Raw genomic sequence first — 12,619 nt, 5'->3', positions numbered from 1 at the left:
GGTACGATAAGTGGTACCATGAAAGGGGTTCGACCCATGTCCATCACAGCCAGCGAGGCCCGGAAGAACCTGTTCCCCCTGATTCAGCAGGTCAACGACGACCGTACGCCGGTCCACATCACCTCGCGCAGCGGCAACGCGGTCCTGATCTCAGAGGAGGACTTCTCCTCCTGGCAGGAAACGATCTACCTCATGCGCTCACCGGCGAATGCCCGACGCCTGGCCGAGTCCATCGCCGAGGCAGAGGCGGGCCGCGTCTCACCGCGTGAGTTGATCGACGTCGAAGAGGCCGAGTGAAGACTGTTTTCACGGATCAGGGATGGGACGACTACACCCACTGGGCCGAATCCGATCGGCGCATGGTCAGACGTATCAATCGGCTCATCGAGGAGTGCAAGCGCGACCCCTTCACCGGAATCGGCAAGCCGGAGCCGCTGAAGGGAGATCTGAGCGGCTACTGGTCTCGGCGGATCGACGAGGAACACCGCCTCGTGTATCGCGTCAAAGGGGACGAACTCCTCATCGTCCAGGTGCGGTACCGCTACTGACGCAGGACGCAGTCGCCGCAGGTGGCGGCGCCGGGGACGCGGTAGTAGAGGCAGCAGTTGCGGCGGGCGTAGGCGGGGTCGCCGGTGGCGTCGACGTGGAGGCGTCCGGCGTCGCGCAGCGGCTCGCGGGCGAGCAGCGCCCGGGTGAGGGGCAGGGCGCTGCGGGCGGTGGGCGCGGCGTGCAGGAGGACGCGCAGGGCTCCGGCGAGGGCGGAGGCGGCGTTTCCGCGCAGGGTGTGCGGGGAGACGCCGGTGCCGCGGCGGACGGCGTCGCCGAGGGGTGTGAGGTGGTCCGCCATGACGGTCGTGTAGGCGGCGGAGGCCGGGTCGGGACCGTCCGCGTCGCGGGGGTCGGGGAGCCACCACCGCGTGCCGGCCGGGTCGGGGCGCAGCCACAGAGCGCCGAGGTCGGGGACGCGGCCGTGCAGGGCGGCGGAGGCGAGGGCCAGGGACCACAGCCGGGCGGCGACGCCGAGGTGGGCGGTGGACGCGGCCACCCGCGCGTCCCGGGTGCCGAGGCGCGCGCCGACGAAGGCGGTGTAGGTGTCGAGCGCACGGCCCGGCGTGTGCAGGTCGGCGAGGCGGAGGAAGCCGGGGGACGGCATCGCGGTGCCGGTGTGCACGGTGAAGAAGGGGCCGACGCGGGCGACGTGGGCGAGGTACTCCGCCGTCGTGGTCATGCGGGCGCGTCCCCGGGCAGTTCGTCGAGGACCTCCGACAGCCACTCGATCCAGAAGTGCTCCAGGCGGATGCCGCCCTTGAGGACGACGTGCCGGAGCCGGTCGGGTTCGGCGTCGCGGCCGGGCGGGAAGTCGCGCCGCTCGATGTCCCGGTACTCGGCCAGTCGTTGCCGGTGCAGTTCCAGGTGGCGGCGGAGTTCCGGCGCCAGCCCGGCACTGCCGACGACCGCCGCCGCGCGCACGCGCAGCGGCAGCGGGTCGCGTCCGGCCCTCGGTTCCTCGACCCGCGCCACCCAGGCCGTCAGCTCCTCCCGCCCGGCGGACAGCACCTCGTACTCCTTGCGCTGCCCGCGCGTGGGCGCTTCGGCGGGCAGGACCCGGATGAGCCCGGCCTGCTCCAGCTTGCCCAGCTCGCGGTAGATCTGCTGGTGCGTGGCCGTCCAGAAGTAGCCGATGGACCGGTCGAAGCGCCGCGTCAGCTCCAGGCCCGAGGAGGGCTTCTCCAGCAGGGCGGTGAGGATGGCGTGCGGCAGGGACATGTCCGCATCCTAGGCAGGCCGGGCGGCGGAGCTCAGAGGGCCGCCGCCAGCTCGGTGCCCTGCCGGATGGCGCGCTTGGCGTCCAGCTCGGCCGCGACGTCCGCGCCGCCGATGAGGTGCACGGTGTGCCCGGCGGCGCGCAGCTCCTCGTGCAGGTCGCGCCGGGGGTCCTGGCCCGTGCACAGGACGACGGTGTCGACGGGCAGGACGCGGGCGTCGCCGTCGACGGTGAGGTGCAGGCCGTCGTCGTCGATGCGGTCGTAGGTGGCTCCGGCGACCATGGTGACGCCCCGGTGCTTCAGCTCGGTGCGGTGGATCCAGCCGGTCGTCTTGCCGAGTCCGGCGCCGACCTTGCTGGTCTTGCGCTGGAGGAGGTGGACCGTGCGCGGCGGCTTGGGGCGCTCGGGCTCGCGCAGTCCGCCCCGGCCGCGGTACTCGGTGTCGACGCCCCACTGGCGGAAGTAGGTCTCCGGGTCGAGGCTGGCGGCGTCGCCGCCGTCGGTGAGGTACTCGGCGACGTCGAAGCCGATGCCGCCGGCGCCGACGATCGCGACGCGCTCGCCGACGGGCGCGCCGTCGCGCAGCACGTCGAGGTAGCTGACGACGCTGGGGTGGTCGACGCCGGGGATGTCGGGGGTGCGGGGGGTGACACCGGTGGCGACGACGACCTCGTCGAAGGCGTCGGCGTCGGCCGTGGTGAAGGTCGTGCCGAGCCGGACGTCGACGCCCCGCAGGTCGAGCTGGGTGCGGTAGTAGCGCAGCGTCTCGTCGAACTCCTCCTTGCCCGGGATGCGCCGGGCGATGTCGAGCTGTCCGCCGATGTGGTCGGCGGCCTCGAAGAGGGTGACGGCGTGGCCGCGTTCGGCGGCGGAGACGGCGCAGGCCAGTCCGGCCGGCCCGGCGCCGACGACGGCGACGTGCTTGCGGCGCCGGGTGGGGGTGAGGACGAGTTCGGTCTCGTGGCAGGCGCGGGGGTTCACCAGGCAGGAGGTGATCTGGAGGTTGAACACGTGGTCCAGACACGCCTGGTTGCAGCCGATGCAGGTGTTGATGGTCTCGGCGCGGTCCTCGGCGGCCTTGGCGACGAAGTCCGGGTCGGCGAGGAAGGGGCGGGCCATGGAGACCATGTCCGCGTAGCCGTCGGCGAGCAGTTGCTCGGCCTTCTCCGGGGTGTTGATGCGGTTCGTCGTCACCAGCGGCACCGATACCGTGCCCATCAGCCTCTTGGTGACCCAGCTGTAGGCGCCGCGCGGGACGGAGGTGACGATGGTGGGGATGCGGGCCTCGTGCCAGCCGATGCCGGTGTTGATGATGGTGGCCCCGGCCTCCTCGACGGCGCGGGCCAGCGTGACGACCTCCTCCAGGGTGGAGCCGCCGGGCACGAGGTCGAGCATGGAGAGCCGGTAGACGAGGATGAAGTCCGGGCCGACCCGCTCGCGGACGCGCCGGACGATCTCCACGGGGAAGCGCATGCGGTTCTCGTAGGAGCCGCCCCAGCGGTCGGTGCGCTGGTTGGTCGCCGAGACGATGAACTCGTTGATGAGGTAGCCCTCGGAGCCCATGATCTCGACGCCGTCGTAGCCCGCGCCCCGGGCGAGTTCGGCGGCACGCGCGAAGTCGTCGATCGTCTGCTCGATCTCGGCGTCGGTCAGGGCGTGCGGGACGTGGGCGCTGATCGGGGCCTGGAGCGCGCTGGGGGCGACGAGGTCGGGGTGGTGCGCGTACCGACCGAAGTGGAGGAGCTGGCAGGCGATGCGTCCGCCCTCGCGGTGGACGGCGTCGGTGACGACGCGGTGCCGCTCGGCCTCGGCCTCGGTGGTGAGCGCGGCGCCGCCGTCCCAGGGGCGGCCGGCGTCGTTGGGGGCGATGCCGCCGCTGACGATGAGCCCGACCCCGCCCCGGGCGCGTTCGGCGTAGAAGGCGGCCATCCGCTCGAAGCCGTTCTCGGCCTCCTCCAGGCCCACGTGCATCGAGCCCATGACGACCCGGTTGGGCAGGGTCGTGAACCCCAGGTCGAGCGGCTGCAACAGATTCGGGTACCGGCTCACGTCCACACTCCTTCGCCTCCACGGGCTGCCGGTACGAGATTATGCAACAAAGTGCACAAGGTGAAGGCCCGTCCCGCCGCGAGCCGCATGAGCTGCGCCACACCACGCGTGCTCCATCCGTTCGCGAGCCGCCGCTCCTAGCGTGGCGGCGCGGTGAAGGACGCGACGGGGAGGCGGTGGCCGCGTGGAGGTGCACCGGCGGACGATGTGGCGGAGGGCGCCCGACGGCAGCGGCTACCGCGTCCGGCGCTCCTTCCCCTCCCGGCCGCCGACGGCCACCGTCCTCCTCGCCGGGCCCGGCGCCGTCACCGCCCTCGACGGGGACGGCACCGACGCCCGCCTCCTCGCGCGGCTGACGGACGGGCTGGTCGCCGCCGGGGCCCAGGTCCTCGCCTGCGACATGCCCGCACGCGCACCCGGCCGCCTCGTCGACGAGGGCGACGAGCGGGCCCGCGTCGAACGGCTGGAGGGGCTGCTCCGGGCCCACCGCCACGTGGTGACCGGACCCGTCAGCCTCGTCGGCTTCTCCGTCAGCGGCCTGGCCGTGCTGCGGCTGCTGGAGACCGGCCGCGTCCCCCACGTGGACCGCGTCCTCCTCGTCGGCACGATGCTCGACGAGGAGACCTTCATCGACACCCGCGTCGACTCCGTCGACCTCGTCTACGGCAGCCTCGACCTCGTCGGCTACCTCACCGACGGCGAGGGCGAGCACCCCGGCAGCCTGCCCCCGGCCGTCCTCGGGCCCGAGATGTACGGGGAGTGGTCGGCGCGGCGCGTCGTCGGACGCCACCCGCTGACCGTGCGCGTGCAGCTCCTCGAAGGGCTCGGGCACACCCTCCAGCCCCTCGTCCCCGGCCCCGTGCGCGACCCGGTGGCGGCGCTCACGGAGTGGACCGTGCGCCCCTCCGGCTGACGCCCACCGGACCCGCACCGGACCCGCGACGCCCGCCAGACCACCCACCGGCCGCCCAGGAACCGAGGAGGCCCCGTGTCCCCACGCATCCCCGAACAGCCCGTCATCGTCGTCGGAGCCGGCCCGACCGGGCTCACCCTCGCCTGCGAACTGGCCGCCGCCGGCGTCCCCTGCACCGTCCTCGAACGACGCGCCGCGCCCTCGGACGGGTGGCGCTCCGTCGCGCTCTACAGCCGCACCATGGAGGCGCTGCACCTGCGCGGCCACGCCGAGGAACTGGCCGCCGCCGGACGGCCCGTCCGCCGCATGGCCGTCGGCACCGCCCCTCCCCTCGACTTCGGCGCCCTCGACTCGCCCTACCCGTACGTCAACGTCGTCCCGCAGAGCACCACCGAGGAGGTGCTCGCGCGCCGCGCGGCCGACCTCGGCGTCACCGTCCAGCGCGCGGCGGAGGTCACCGAGCTGCGCCAGGACGGGGACGGCGTCACCCTGCGCGTGCGCGCGGCCCGGCGGGAGTGGGAGGAGCGGGCGGAGTACGTCGTCGGCTGCGACGGCGCGCACAGCGCCGTCCGCGAGCTGTCCGGCCTCACCCTGCACGGCCACACCTACGCCATGGCGCCCCTGCTCGCCGACGTCCACCTGCGCAGGCCGCTGCCGCGCGACGTGCTCGTCCTGCCGGGCCGGGGCGGCGTCGTCGTCTCCGTCCCCTACGCCGACGGGTCCTACCGGCTCGCCGTCGCCCGCCACGACCACGGCTGGCGGCCGCAGCCGGCGACGCTCGCCGAACTGCGCGCCGCCCTCGCCGCGACGCTCGACCACGACCCCGATCCGTACGACGCCCGCTGGCTGGCCCGGTTCAAGGTGCACCAGCGGATCGTCGACCGGTACCGCACCGGCCGCGTCCTGCTCGCCGGGGACGCCGCCCACCTGCACTCACCCCTCGGCGGCCAGGGGCTGAACCTCGGCATCCAGGACGCCGTCAACCTCGGCTGGAAGCTCGCCGCCCGGGTGCGGGGCTGGGCCCCGGACGGCCTGCTCGACTCCTACGAGGCCGAACGCCGCCCCGAGGCCCGGCGGGTGCTGGCCGCCACCGACCGGGCGACCCGGCTGGCCACCGGCACCACTCTCGCCGAACGCACCGCGCGGGCGGCCGCGTTGGCGGGCCTGCGCTCGCCCCGGCGGCGGCGGTTCGCCACGCAGGTGCTCGCCGGACTGCGCACCGACGGCACCGACGGCACGTCCCGCCTCGGCCCCGGCGCCCGGCTCCCCCACTGCACCCTGCCGCTGCCCGGTGCGGCACCGGTCCGCGCCGACGCACTCATGCGCGACGGCCGGTTCCTGCTCCTCGACCTCACCGCCGACGGGGCGGCGGCCACCGCCGCCGAGCCGTGGGGCGGCCGGGTCTGCGTCGTCCACACCGGCGGCCCGTGTCCCGAACTCCCCGGCCTCGGCGCGGTACTGGTCCGGCCCGACGCCCACCTCGCCTGGACGTCCGCACGCCCCGACCCGGACGCCGTCACCGACGCCCTCCGCCACCACTGCGGCCCCACCCCGCTCCCCGCCACGTCCCCTCACCTCAGCCTCCAGCCCGCCACCGAACCCTGACCCCGGCGCTTGCCGCCTCCGTCAGAAGACGAACCGGCGCAGCCCGTGGTCCTCGGGGATCTCCGGCTCCCCGAGACGCGTCGCCAACTCCTCGATCGTGTCGTACTGCGATCGGCTCAGCGGGATGGTGAAGCTTTCGACTACGTGGCCCAGTTCATCCATCGCCGTGTCCGGCTCGCCGTTGCGCGCGAGGTCGGAAAGGGACCTCAAGGCCGCCACGTGGAGCGCGCCCGGCTCCGCTGCCTCGCGCAACTCCGCCAGCAGCCCCTCGACATCCGACTCCACCGCTGCGTCGAACCGTGTCGTCACCGCACATGCCCCCTTCCGGGCCGAGGTCGAGCCGAAACGGTAGCGCGCGGCGGCTGGGTCTGTGAGTCAGGGCCGATGAGCCGCCGACTCCGCACGGATACCGACCAGCAACAGGCGCAGCCCGAACCGGAACTGTTCGTCACCTCCGACGACGAACAGCTCGTCTCCGGCTTCCCCGGCCTCGAGCAGCGCGTTCACCATGACGCGCACCCGCTCCCAGCGGTGGTCCCGCGTCGCGGTAGTGCTTCCTGATGAGGGCGCCCGTCTCCGGGGGCCGGCCCGTCAGGACTGACCTGGCCGATCGTCGCGACGCCGGCGACCGGCCCGACACCCGCCGCGTCGAGCAGGGCGGGCACCGTGTGGGCGCACAGGCCCGCGCAACTCGCGGCGTAGGCCTCGGCCCGCCCCCGCCAGATGCGCCGCTCGGCCGTGTCGAAGTGCGTGGTCACGGTGGGTGCCACCTCGGGCGGGCGGGGTCAGGGGTTCGCGTTCGGGGCCGCCGGGACGGCGTCGTCGGGTGGCGTGGTCACCAGGTGACGGGGAGGGTGAGGAGGCCGCGGGCGCGGATGGTGGGGCGGTGGCGCAGGTCGGCGCGGGGGACGTCGAGGCGCAGGTCGGGCAGCCGTTCGAGGAGGACGGCGAGGGCCGTCTCCGTCTCCATGCGGGCCAGCGGGGCGCCGAGGCAGTAGTGGACGCCGTGGCCGAGGGCGAGGTGGCCGGCACCGGCGGCGTCGGGGCGCAGGGCGTCGGGTGCCTCGAAGCGCGCGGGGTCGCGGTTGGCGGAGGCGAGGGAGAGCAGCACCGTCTCTCCGGCGGGGACGGTGACGCCGCCGATGTCCAGGTCCTCGACGGGGAACCGGCGGATGGCCAGGGGCGCCGGACCGTCGAAGCGGGCGAACTCGTCCACGGCCGGGGCCAGGAGGGCCGGTTCCGACCGGAGGCGCGCCAGGACGTCGGGGTGGTCGAGCAGGGCGAGGACGGAGTTGCCGATGAGGTGGACGGTGTTCTCGTACCCGGCGAAGAGGATGAGGAAGGCGAGGGAGGTCAGTTCGTCCTCGGTGAGCCGGTCGCCGTCCTCGTCGCGGGCGGCGATCAGGTCGGAGAGGAGGTCGTCGCCGGGCGTGGCGCGCTTGTCGGCGATGAGGCCGGTGTAGAAGCGGAGCATCGCGCCGACGGCCCGCTTCGCGGCCTCGGGGCGGGCCGGGTCGGGGGTGATGAGGGTGTCGGTCCAGGTGCGGAAGTCCGGGCGGTCGGCGGCCGGTACGCCGAGCAGGTCGCAGATGACGGTGATGGGCAGCGGCGCGGCGTAGGCGGCGACGAGGTCGGCGCGGCCGAGCGGCTCGACGGCGTCCAGCAGCGTGTGGGCGAGGGTGCGGACGGGGTCGCGCAGCTTCTCGACGCGGCCGGGGGTGAAGGCCCGCGCCACGAGCCGCCGGACGCGGGTGTGGTCGGGCGGGTCCATGTTGAGGAGGTTGGCGTCGAGGGCGGGCGGCAGGTTGAAGCCGGTGTAGTTGCCCGGCAGGGCGTGGCGCCTGTCCAGGGCGAGCCGTGGGTCGCCCAGCGCCCGGCGGACGTCCTGGTACCGGGTGACGAGCCAGGCGGGTTTCCCGTCCGTCCCGGTGATCCGGTGCACGGGCCCGGCCGTGCGGAGTTCGGCGTAGACGGCGTGGGGGTCGTCGGTCAGGGCCCGTGGCTCCACGGACCGCACACTCTCCAGCATTCCCCCAGTGTCCCTGTTCGCGACGCGGTGTCGGGTACCTGTGGGCACGCCGGGGGCGGCGCGGCGGCGGCCCGCGTGTATTGCCGTGGGGTCGGGGCGGGGGCTAGCTTCGCCGGGTATCCCCCCACGGTACGGAGCCATGCATGCCTGACGCGGTCCTTCGTCGTGCCGAGACGCCCGTTCTGGTGGGACGGACGGGGGAACTCCACGCGCTGCTGGACGCCCTCACGCACCCCCCGGCCGTGGTGCTGGTGGAGGGCGAGGCGGGAATCGGGAAGACGCGGCTCGTGCGGGAGGCGCTGGGGCACGTCTCGGTGCGCGGCCGCACGGTGCTGACCGGTGGGTGCCATCCGCTGCGCGAACCGTTCCCGTACGGGCCGGTGTTCGAGTTGCTGCGGCGGCTGGAGGGCAGGCTGCCGGGGGAGCTGAACCCGGTCTGCGGCGCGTTGCGGCCCTACCTGCCGGAGCTGGCCGAGGGGCTGCCGCCCGCGCCGGAGCCGCTGGCCGACCAACGCGTGGACCAGCACCGGCTGTTCCGGGCCGTGCGGGCCCTCCTGGAGGACGTCGGCGGGGGCGTCATCGTCGTCGAGGACCTGCACTGGGCCGACGAGGGGACGCGGGACCTGGTCCGCTTCCTGGTGGACGACCCGCCCGAGGGGCTGAGCACGGTGCTGAGCTACCGGCGCGAGGAGCTGCCGGGGGCGGGGCTGCCGCTGGGCCGGGCGTACCGGCAGCCGCCGGGGACGACGGCGGTGCTCGTGCCGCTCGGTCCGCTCGACGTCACCGGGGTGCGCAGCATGACGGCGGCGCTGACCGGGACCGCCGACGTCCCGGCCGCCCTGGCCGAGGCGCTGCACGCGCACACGGCGGGCATCCCGTTCGTCCTGGAGGAGGTCGTGCGGGCGCTGCCCGAGGGCGCGGGCACGACGGGACGGCTGGCGGAGTTGGGGGTGCCGACGCGGCTGCACGAGGCGATGGCGGACCGGATGGCGCTGCTCTGCCCGGCGGCGGCCGCCTGCGTCCGGGCGGCCGCGACGCTGCGGGTGCCCGCCGGGGAGGAGGTGATCGCGGCGGTGGCCGGGGTCGGCCCGGCCGAGGCGGGGACGGCGCTGCGGGACGCGCTGGGGGCGGGCGTCCTGCACGAAGTGGGCCCGGACCGCTACGGGTTCCGGCACACGCTGGCGCAGCAGGCCGTCTACCACGGCGTCCCCGGACCGGCCCGGCGTGCCCTGCACCGGGGCGCGGTGCGGGTCCTGGAGTCGACCGAGCCGCGCCCGCTCGTGCAACTCGCCTACCACGCACGGGAGTCAGGTCAGCCCGCACTGTGGCGGCGGTACGGGGAGGCGGCGGCGGAGACCGCCCAGCGGATGGGCGACCTCGCGCTCGCGGTGGAGCTGCTGGAAGGGCTCCTCTCCGACGAGCACCTCGCCGCGCTGGAGCGGGCGCGGCTGGCCACCCGGCTCAGCCGGGTGGCGGTGAACACCGTCTCGCACCGGCGGGCCGCCGCGCTGCTCCGCCGGATCGTGCAGGACGACCGGCTGCCGGACGGACTGCGCGGAGAGATCCGACTCAACCTGGGGCTCCTGCTGCACAACCAGGGGGGCGAGTACGAACAGGGCCGGGTGGACACCGAGGTCGCGGTGGAGGAGCTGCGGGAGCGGCCCCCGCTCGCCGCGCGGGGCATGGCGGCCCTGGCACTGCCCAGTTGGAGCGGGCAGCCGTACCGGGTGTACGAGCGGTGGATCGAGCGGGCCGAGGGGCTCCTCGGTGACGACGCGGACGGCTGGCTGCGCGCCGCCGTGCGCGGCAACCACCTGGCGCTGCGCGTCAGCCGGGGCGATCCGGCGGTGTGGCCGGAGGCGGAGGAGCTGCTGCGCAGCGCGGAGCAGGGTGACGCGCAGCAGCGCGTGCACGTGGCCCGCACCTGCGGGAACCTCGCCGACTACGCCGCCTGGCTCGGACTGGACGGTCCGGCCCACCGCTTCCGGCGAGAGGCCGAGCGGCTGGCCACCGAGTACGGGGCCACGTTCGTCGAGGGCATCGCGGTCGGCACCGGACTGCGGCTGGACTGGTACGGCGGGCGCTGGGAGGGGCTGACGGAACGGGCCCGGAGGGTTCTGGAGGGGCACCTGGGCGTGGCGGCCGTCGCGGCCGACGCCCAGGTGGTGCTCGGCCAACTGGCCCTGGCCCGGGGCGAGTGGGAGGAGGCGACGGCACGGTTGGACGCCGCCGGGGTCGCCGACCCGGACAACGCGCCCGCACCCGTCCTCGCGTCGGCCTCCGGCGCCGCCGTCCGGCTGCTGGCGGCCCGGGGCGGGCTCAACGCCGCCTGCGCCACGGCGGACCGGGCGCTGGCCCGGCTGCGGCGCAAGGACATCTGGGCGTGGGGCGCGGAGTTGGTGCCGATGGCCGTGACGGCGTACGCGCGCGCCGGACGCCTGGACGAGGCGGAGGCCGTCACGCGGGAGTTCGCGGCGGGCGTCGCCGGGCGGCAGGCGCCGGCGGGGGACGCGGCGGTCCACGTGTGCCGGGGTGTGCTGGCGACGGCCGCGCGCCGACACGGTGCCGCCGTCGCGGCGTTCGAGGAGGCGCGGGCCGCCTACGCCGCGCTGCCCCGGCCCTACCCGGCCGCCCGCGCGGCCGAGGCGGCGGCCCGGGCGGCGCTGGCCCTCGGCGTCCCGGACGGCCGGGACCCGGCGGAGGCGGCGCGGCGCCTGGGCGCCGTCGCGGAGGAGTTCACGGCCCTCGGCGCGACGCGGGACGCCGCCCGCTGCCGGCGCGTGCTGCGGGGCACGGGCGTGGTCACGCCGTCGCGGCGCGGCCGGCGCGGGTACGGGGACGCGCTGTCGCCGCGCGAGCGGGAGGTGGCCCGGCTGGTGGCCCTCGGCCACACCAACCGGGAGATCGCCGAGGTGCTGTTCCTGTCGCCGCGCACCATCGAGCAGCACGTCGCGAAGGTGCTGCGCAAGCTCGGCGTCGCCTCCCGCGCGGAGGTCCCGGCCGAGGACTGAGCGCGGTGCGGGACGGGTGGTGCGACGAATAGGTAGGCGCTACCTACCGATGTCCGGATTGTTTGCGCACCGCGCGCGGCGGAGGGTGAGGCCCGCCCGGTCCCGGTGTCTCCCCCGGGCCCGGCCCCACCCCCATGGACAGGAGCAGTGGTATGCGCAGAAGGAGAAGTCAGCTCGGCGCGCTGTGCGTCGGAGCGGCCACGGCGACGGTGCTGGCGCTCGCCGGGCCCGTGGCGGCGGCCCCGGCGGGCCAGGCCCCCGCCGACGGCCAGATACGGAACGCCGAGGCGGCGGGCGTCGTCAAGGGGCAGTACATCGTGGCGCTGGAGGGTGACGCCTCCGTGCGGGCGGGTGCCCGGGCCTCGGTGAGGTCGGAGGCGACGGCGCTGGCCGAGCGGCACGGCGCCACGGTCAAGCAGGTGTACTCCTCCGCCTTCCGCGGCTTCTCGATCTCCGCGACGGAGGCCGAGGCGAAGGCGCTGGCCGCCGCTCCGGGGGTGCGCTACGTGGAGGCGGACGGCGTCGCGCGCGCCGTCGGCGAGCAGCCGAACCCGCCGTCGTGGGGTCTGGACCGCGTCGACGGCTCCATGGACGACACCTACACCTACCCCGCCACGGGCGCGGGTGTCACCGCCTACGTCATCGACAGCGGCGTGGACACGAGCCACCCCAACTTCCAGGGTCGGGCCGTCAGCGGCTACGACTTCATCGACAACGACCGCGACGCCGCCGACTGCAACGGCCACGGCACGCACGTCGCGGGCACCGTCGGCAGCCGGGACCACGGCGTCGCCAAGGACGCCGACCTCGTCGCCGTGCGGGTGCTGAACTGCCAGGGCTCGGGCCAGTGGTCGCAGATCATCGCGGGCATCGACTGGGTCGCCGACAACGCCGACGGCCCGTCCGTGGCGAACCTCTCGCTCGGCGGCGGCGCCAACTCCTCGGTGGACCAGGCCGTCCAGGGCCTCATCGCCGCCGGGGTGACGACCGCCATCGCGGCGGGCAACAGCAACGCCGACGCCTGCGGCACCAGTCCGGCCCGGGTCGCGGCGGGCATCACGCTGGGCTCGACGGACCGGGGCGACGGTCGCTCCGGCTTCTCCAACTACGGCCGCTGCCTGGACCTCTTCGCCCCCGGCCGGGACATCGTCTCCACCCGCAACGGGGGCGGTACCCAGTCCATGAGCGGGACGTCGATGGCGACCCCGCACGCCGCCGGTGCGGCGGCCCTGTATCTGGAGGGGAA

12 protein-coding genes are annotated in these 12,619 nt (G+C 75.1%); 6 read left to right on the top strand and 6 right to left on the bottom strand.

Going from position 1 to position 12,619, the window contains the following annotated elements:
• Positions 1–36 precede the first annotated feature (36 nt).
• Both IF129_RS18145 and IF129_RS18140 read left to right on the top strand, forming a co-directional pair.
• Positions 37–297: a type II toxin-antitoxin system Phd/YefM family antitoxin gene (locus tag IF129_RS18145; protein WP_191210772.1), complete on the top strand. Its 261-nt coding sequence runs from the start codon at positions 37–39 to the stop codon at positions 295–297.
• Entirely contained in the window at positions 294–548 is a 255-nt protein-coding gene (locus IF129_RS18140) for a Txe/YoeB family addiction module toxin (protein WP_191210771.1), read from the top strand. The genes IF129_RS18145 and IF129_RS18140 overlap by 4 nt, the downstream gene beginning before the upstream one ends.
• Here the strand turns inward: IF129_RS18140 and IF129_RS18135 are convergent.
• The 3 genes from IF129_RS18135 to IF129_RS18125 are packed head-to-tail and all read right to left on the bottom strand — an operon-like array spanning position 542 to position 3,815.
• Positions 542–1,228, bottom strand: a complete 687-nt coding sequence (locus IF129_RS18135; RefSeq protein WP_191210770.1) for a (2Fe-2S)-binding protein — start codon at positions 1,226–1,228, stop codon at positions 542–544. The genes IF129_RS18140 and IF129_RS18135 overlap by 7 nt on opposite strands.
• Positions 1,225–1,767 carry a PadR family transcriptional regulator gene (locus IF129_RS18130; protein ID WP_191210769.1) on the bottom strand — a complete coding sequence of 181 codons (543 nt, stop codon included), beginning with the start codon at positions 1,765–1,767 and terminating at the stop codon, positions 1,225–1,227. Before IF129_RS18130 ends, IF129_RS18135 begins: the two co-directional genes overlap by 4 nt.
• A gap of 32 nt (positions 1,768–1,799) precedes the next feature.
• Positions 1,800–3,815: an oxidoreductase gene (locus tag IF129_RS18125; protein ID WP_191210768.1), complete on the bottom strand. Its 2,016-nt coding sequence runs from the start codon at positions 3,813–3,815 to the stop codon at positions 1,800–1,802.
• A gap of 184 nt (positions 3,816–3,999) precedes the next feature.
• On the opposite strand from IF129_RS18125, the gene IF129_RS18120 reads away from it, so the two are divergent.
• Both IF129_RS18120 and IF129_RS18115 read left to right on the top strand, forming a co-directional pair.
• On the top strand, positions 4,000–4,728 hold the full coding sequence (locus IF129_RS18120) for an alpha/beta hydrolase (RefSeq protein ID WP_191210767.1): 729 nt from the start codon (positions 4,000–4,002) through the stop codon (positions 4,726–4,728).
• A 75-nt stretch (positions 4,729–4,803) separates the two neighbouring features.
• On the top strand, positions 4,804–6,333 hold the full coding sequence (locus IF129_RS18115; protein WP_191210766.1) for an FAD-dependent oxidoreductase: 1,530 nt from the start codon (positions 4,804–4,806) through the stop codon (positions 6,331–6,333).
• Positions 6,334–6,354: 21 nt separating this feature from the next.
• Here IF129_RS18115 and IF129_RS18110 read toward each other — a convergent pair whose 3' ends face one another.
• The 3 genes from IF129_RS18110 to IF129_RS18105 form a co-directional block, all read right to left on the bottom strand.
• Complete coding sequence (locus IF129_RS18110; RefSeq protein ID WP_191210765.1) at positions 6,355–6,642, bottom strand: hypothetical protein; 288 nt, start codon at positions 6,640–6,642, stop codon at positions 6,355–6,357.
• A 66-nt stretch (positions 6,643–6,708) separates the two neighbouring features.
• Entirely contained in the window at positions 6,709–6,843 is a 135-nt protein-coding gene (locus tag IF129_RS26785) for a hypothetical protein (RefSeq protein WP_263576248.1), read from the bottom strand.
• Between the two features lie 325 nt (positions 6,844–7,168).
• Positions 7,169–8,362 carry a cytochrome P450 family protein gene (locus IF129_RS18105; RefSeq protein ID WP_191210764.1) on the bottom strand — a complete coding sequence of 398 codons (1,194 nt, stop codon included), beginning with the start codon at positions 8,360–8,362 and terminating at the stop codon, positions 7,169–7,171.
• 143 nt (positions 8,363–8,505) lie between these two features.
• On the opposite strand from IF129_RS18105, the gene IF129_RS18100 reads away from it, so the two are divergent.
• Entirely contained in the window at positions 8,506–11,373 is a 2,868-nt protein-coding gene (locus tag IF129_RS18100) for an ATP-binding protein (RefSeq protein ID WP_191210763.1), read from the top strand.
• Positions 11,374–11,525: 152 nt separating this feature from the next.
• Positions 11,526–12,619, top strand: a 1,094-nt coding sequence (locus IF129_RS18095; RefSeq protein WP_191210762.1) for a S8 family peptidase, incomplete at its 3' end; no start/stop codon positions are given.

It is taken from the genome of Streptomyces chumphonensis (genome assembly GCF_014779715.1).
Taxonomy (GTDB): Bacteria; Actinomycetota; Actinomycetes; order Streptomycetales; family Streptomycetaceae; genus Streptomyces; species Streptomyces chumphonensis.
Note: the sequence above shows the minus strand (reverse complement) of the source record. Positions and strands in the feature narration are given on the sequence as shown.

What these genes read in the sequence shown, in the direction of transcription:
- IF129_RS18145 (WP_191210772.1), top strand. Translation starts at nt 37, where the DNA reads ATGTCCATCACAGCCAGCGAGGCCCGGAAGAACCTGTTCCCCCTGATT.
- IF129_RS18135 (WP_191210770.1), bottom strand. Translation starts at nt 1,228, where the DNA reads ATGACCACGACGGCGGAGTACCTCGCCCACGTCGCCCGCGTCGGCCCC.
- IF129_RS18130 (WP_191210769.1), bottom strand. Translation starts at nt 1,767, where the DNA reads ATGTCCCTGCCGCACGCCATCCTCACCGCCCTGCTGGAGAAGCCCTCC.
- IF129_RS26785 (WP_263576248.1), bottom strand. Translation starts at nt 6,843, where the DNA reads ATGGTGAACGCGCTGCTCGAGGCCGGGGAAGCCGGAGACGAGCTGTTC.
- IF129_RS18105 (WP_191210764.1), bottom strand. Translation starts at nt 8,362, where the DNA reads ATGCTGGAGAGTGTGCGGTCCGTGGAGCCACGGGCCCTGACCGACGAC.
- IF129_RS18100 (WP_191210763.1), top strand. Translation starts at nt 8,506, where the DNA reads ATGCCTGACGCGGTCCTTCGTCGTGCCGAGACGCCCGTTCTGGTGGGA.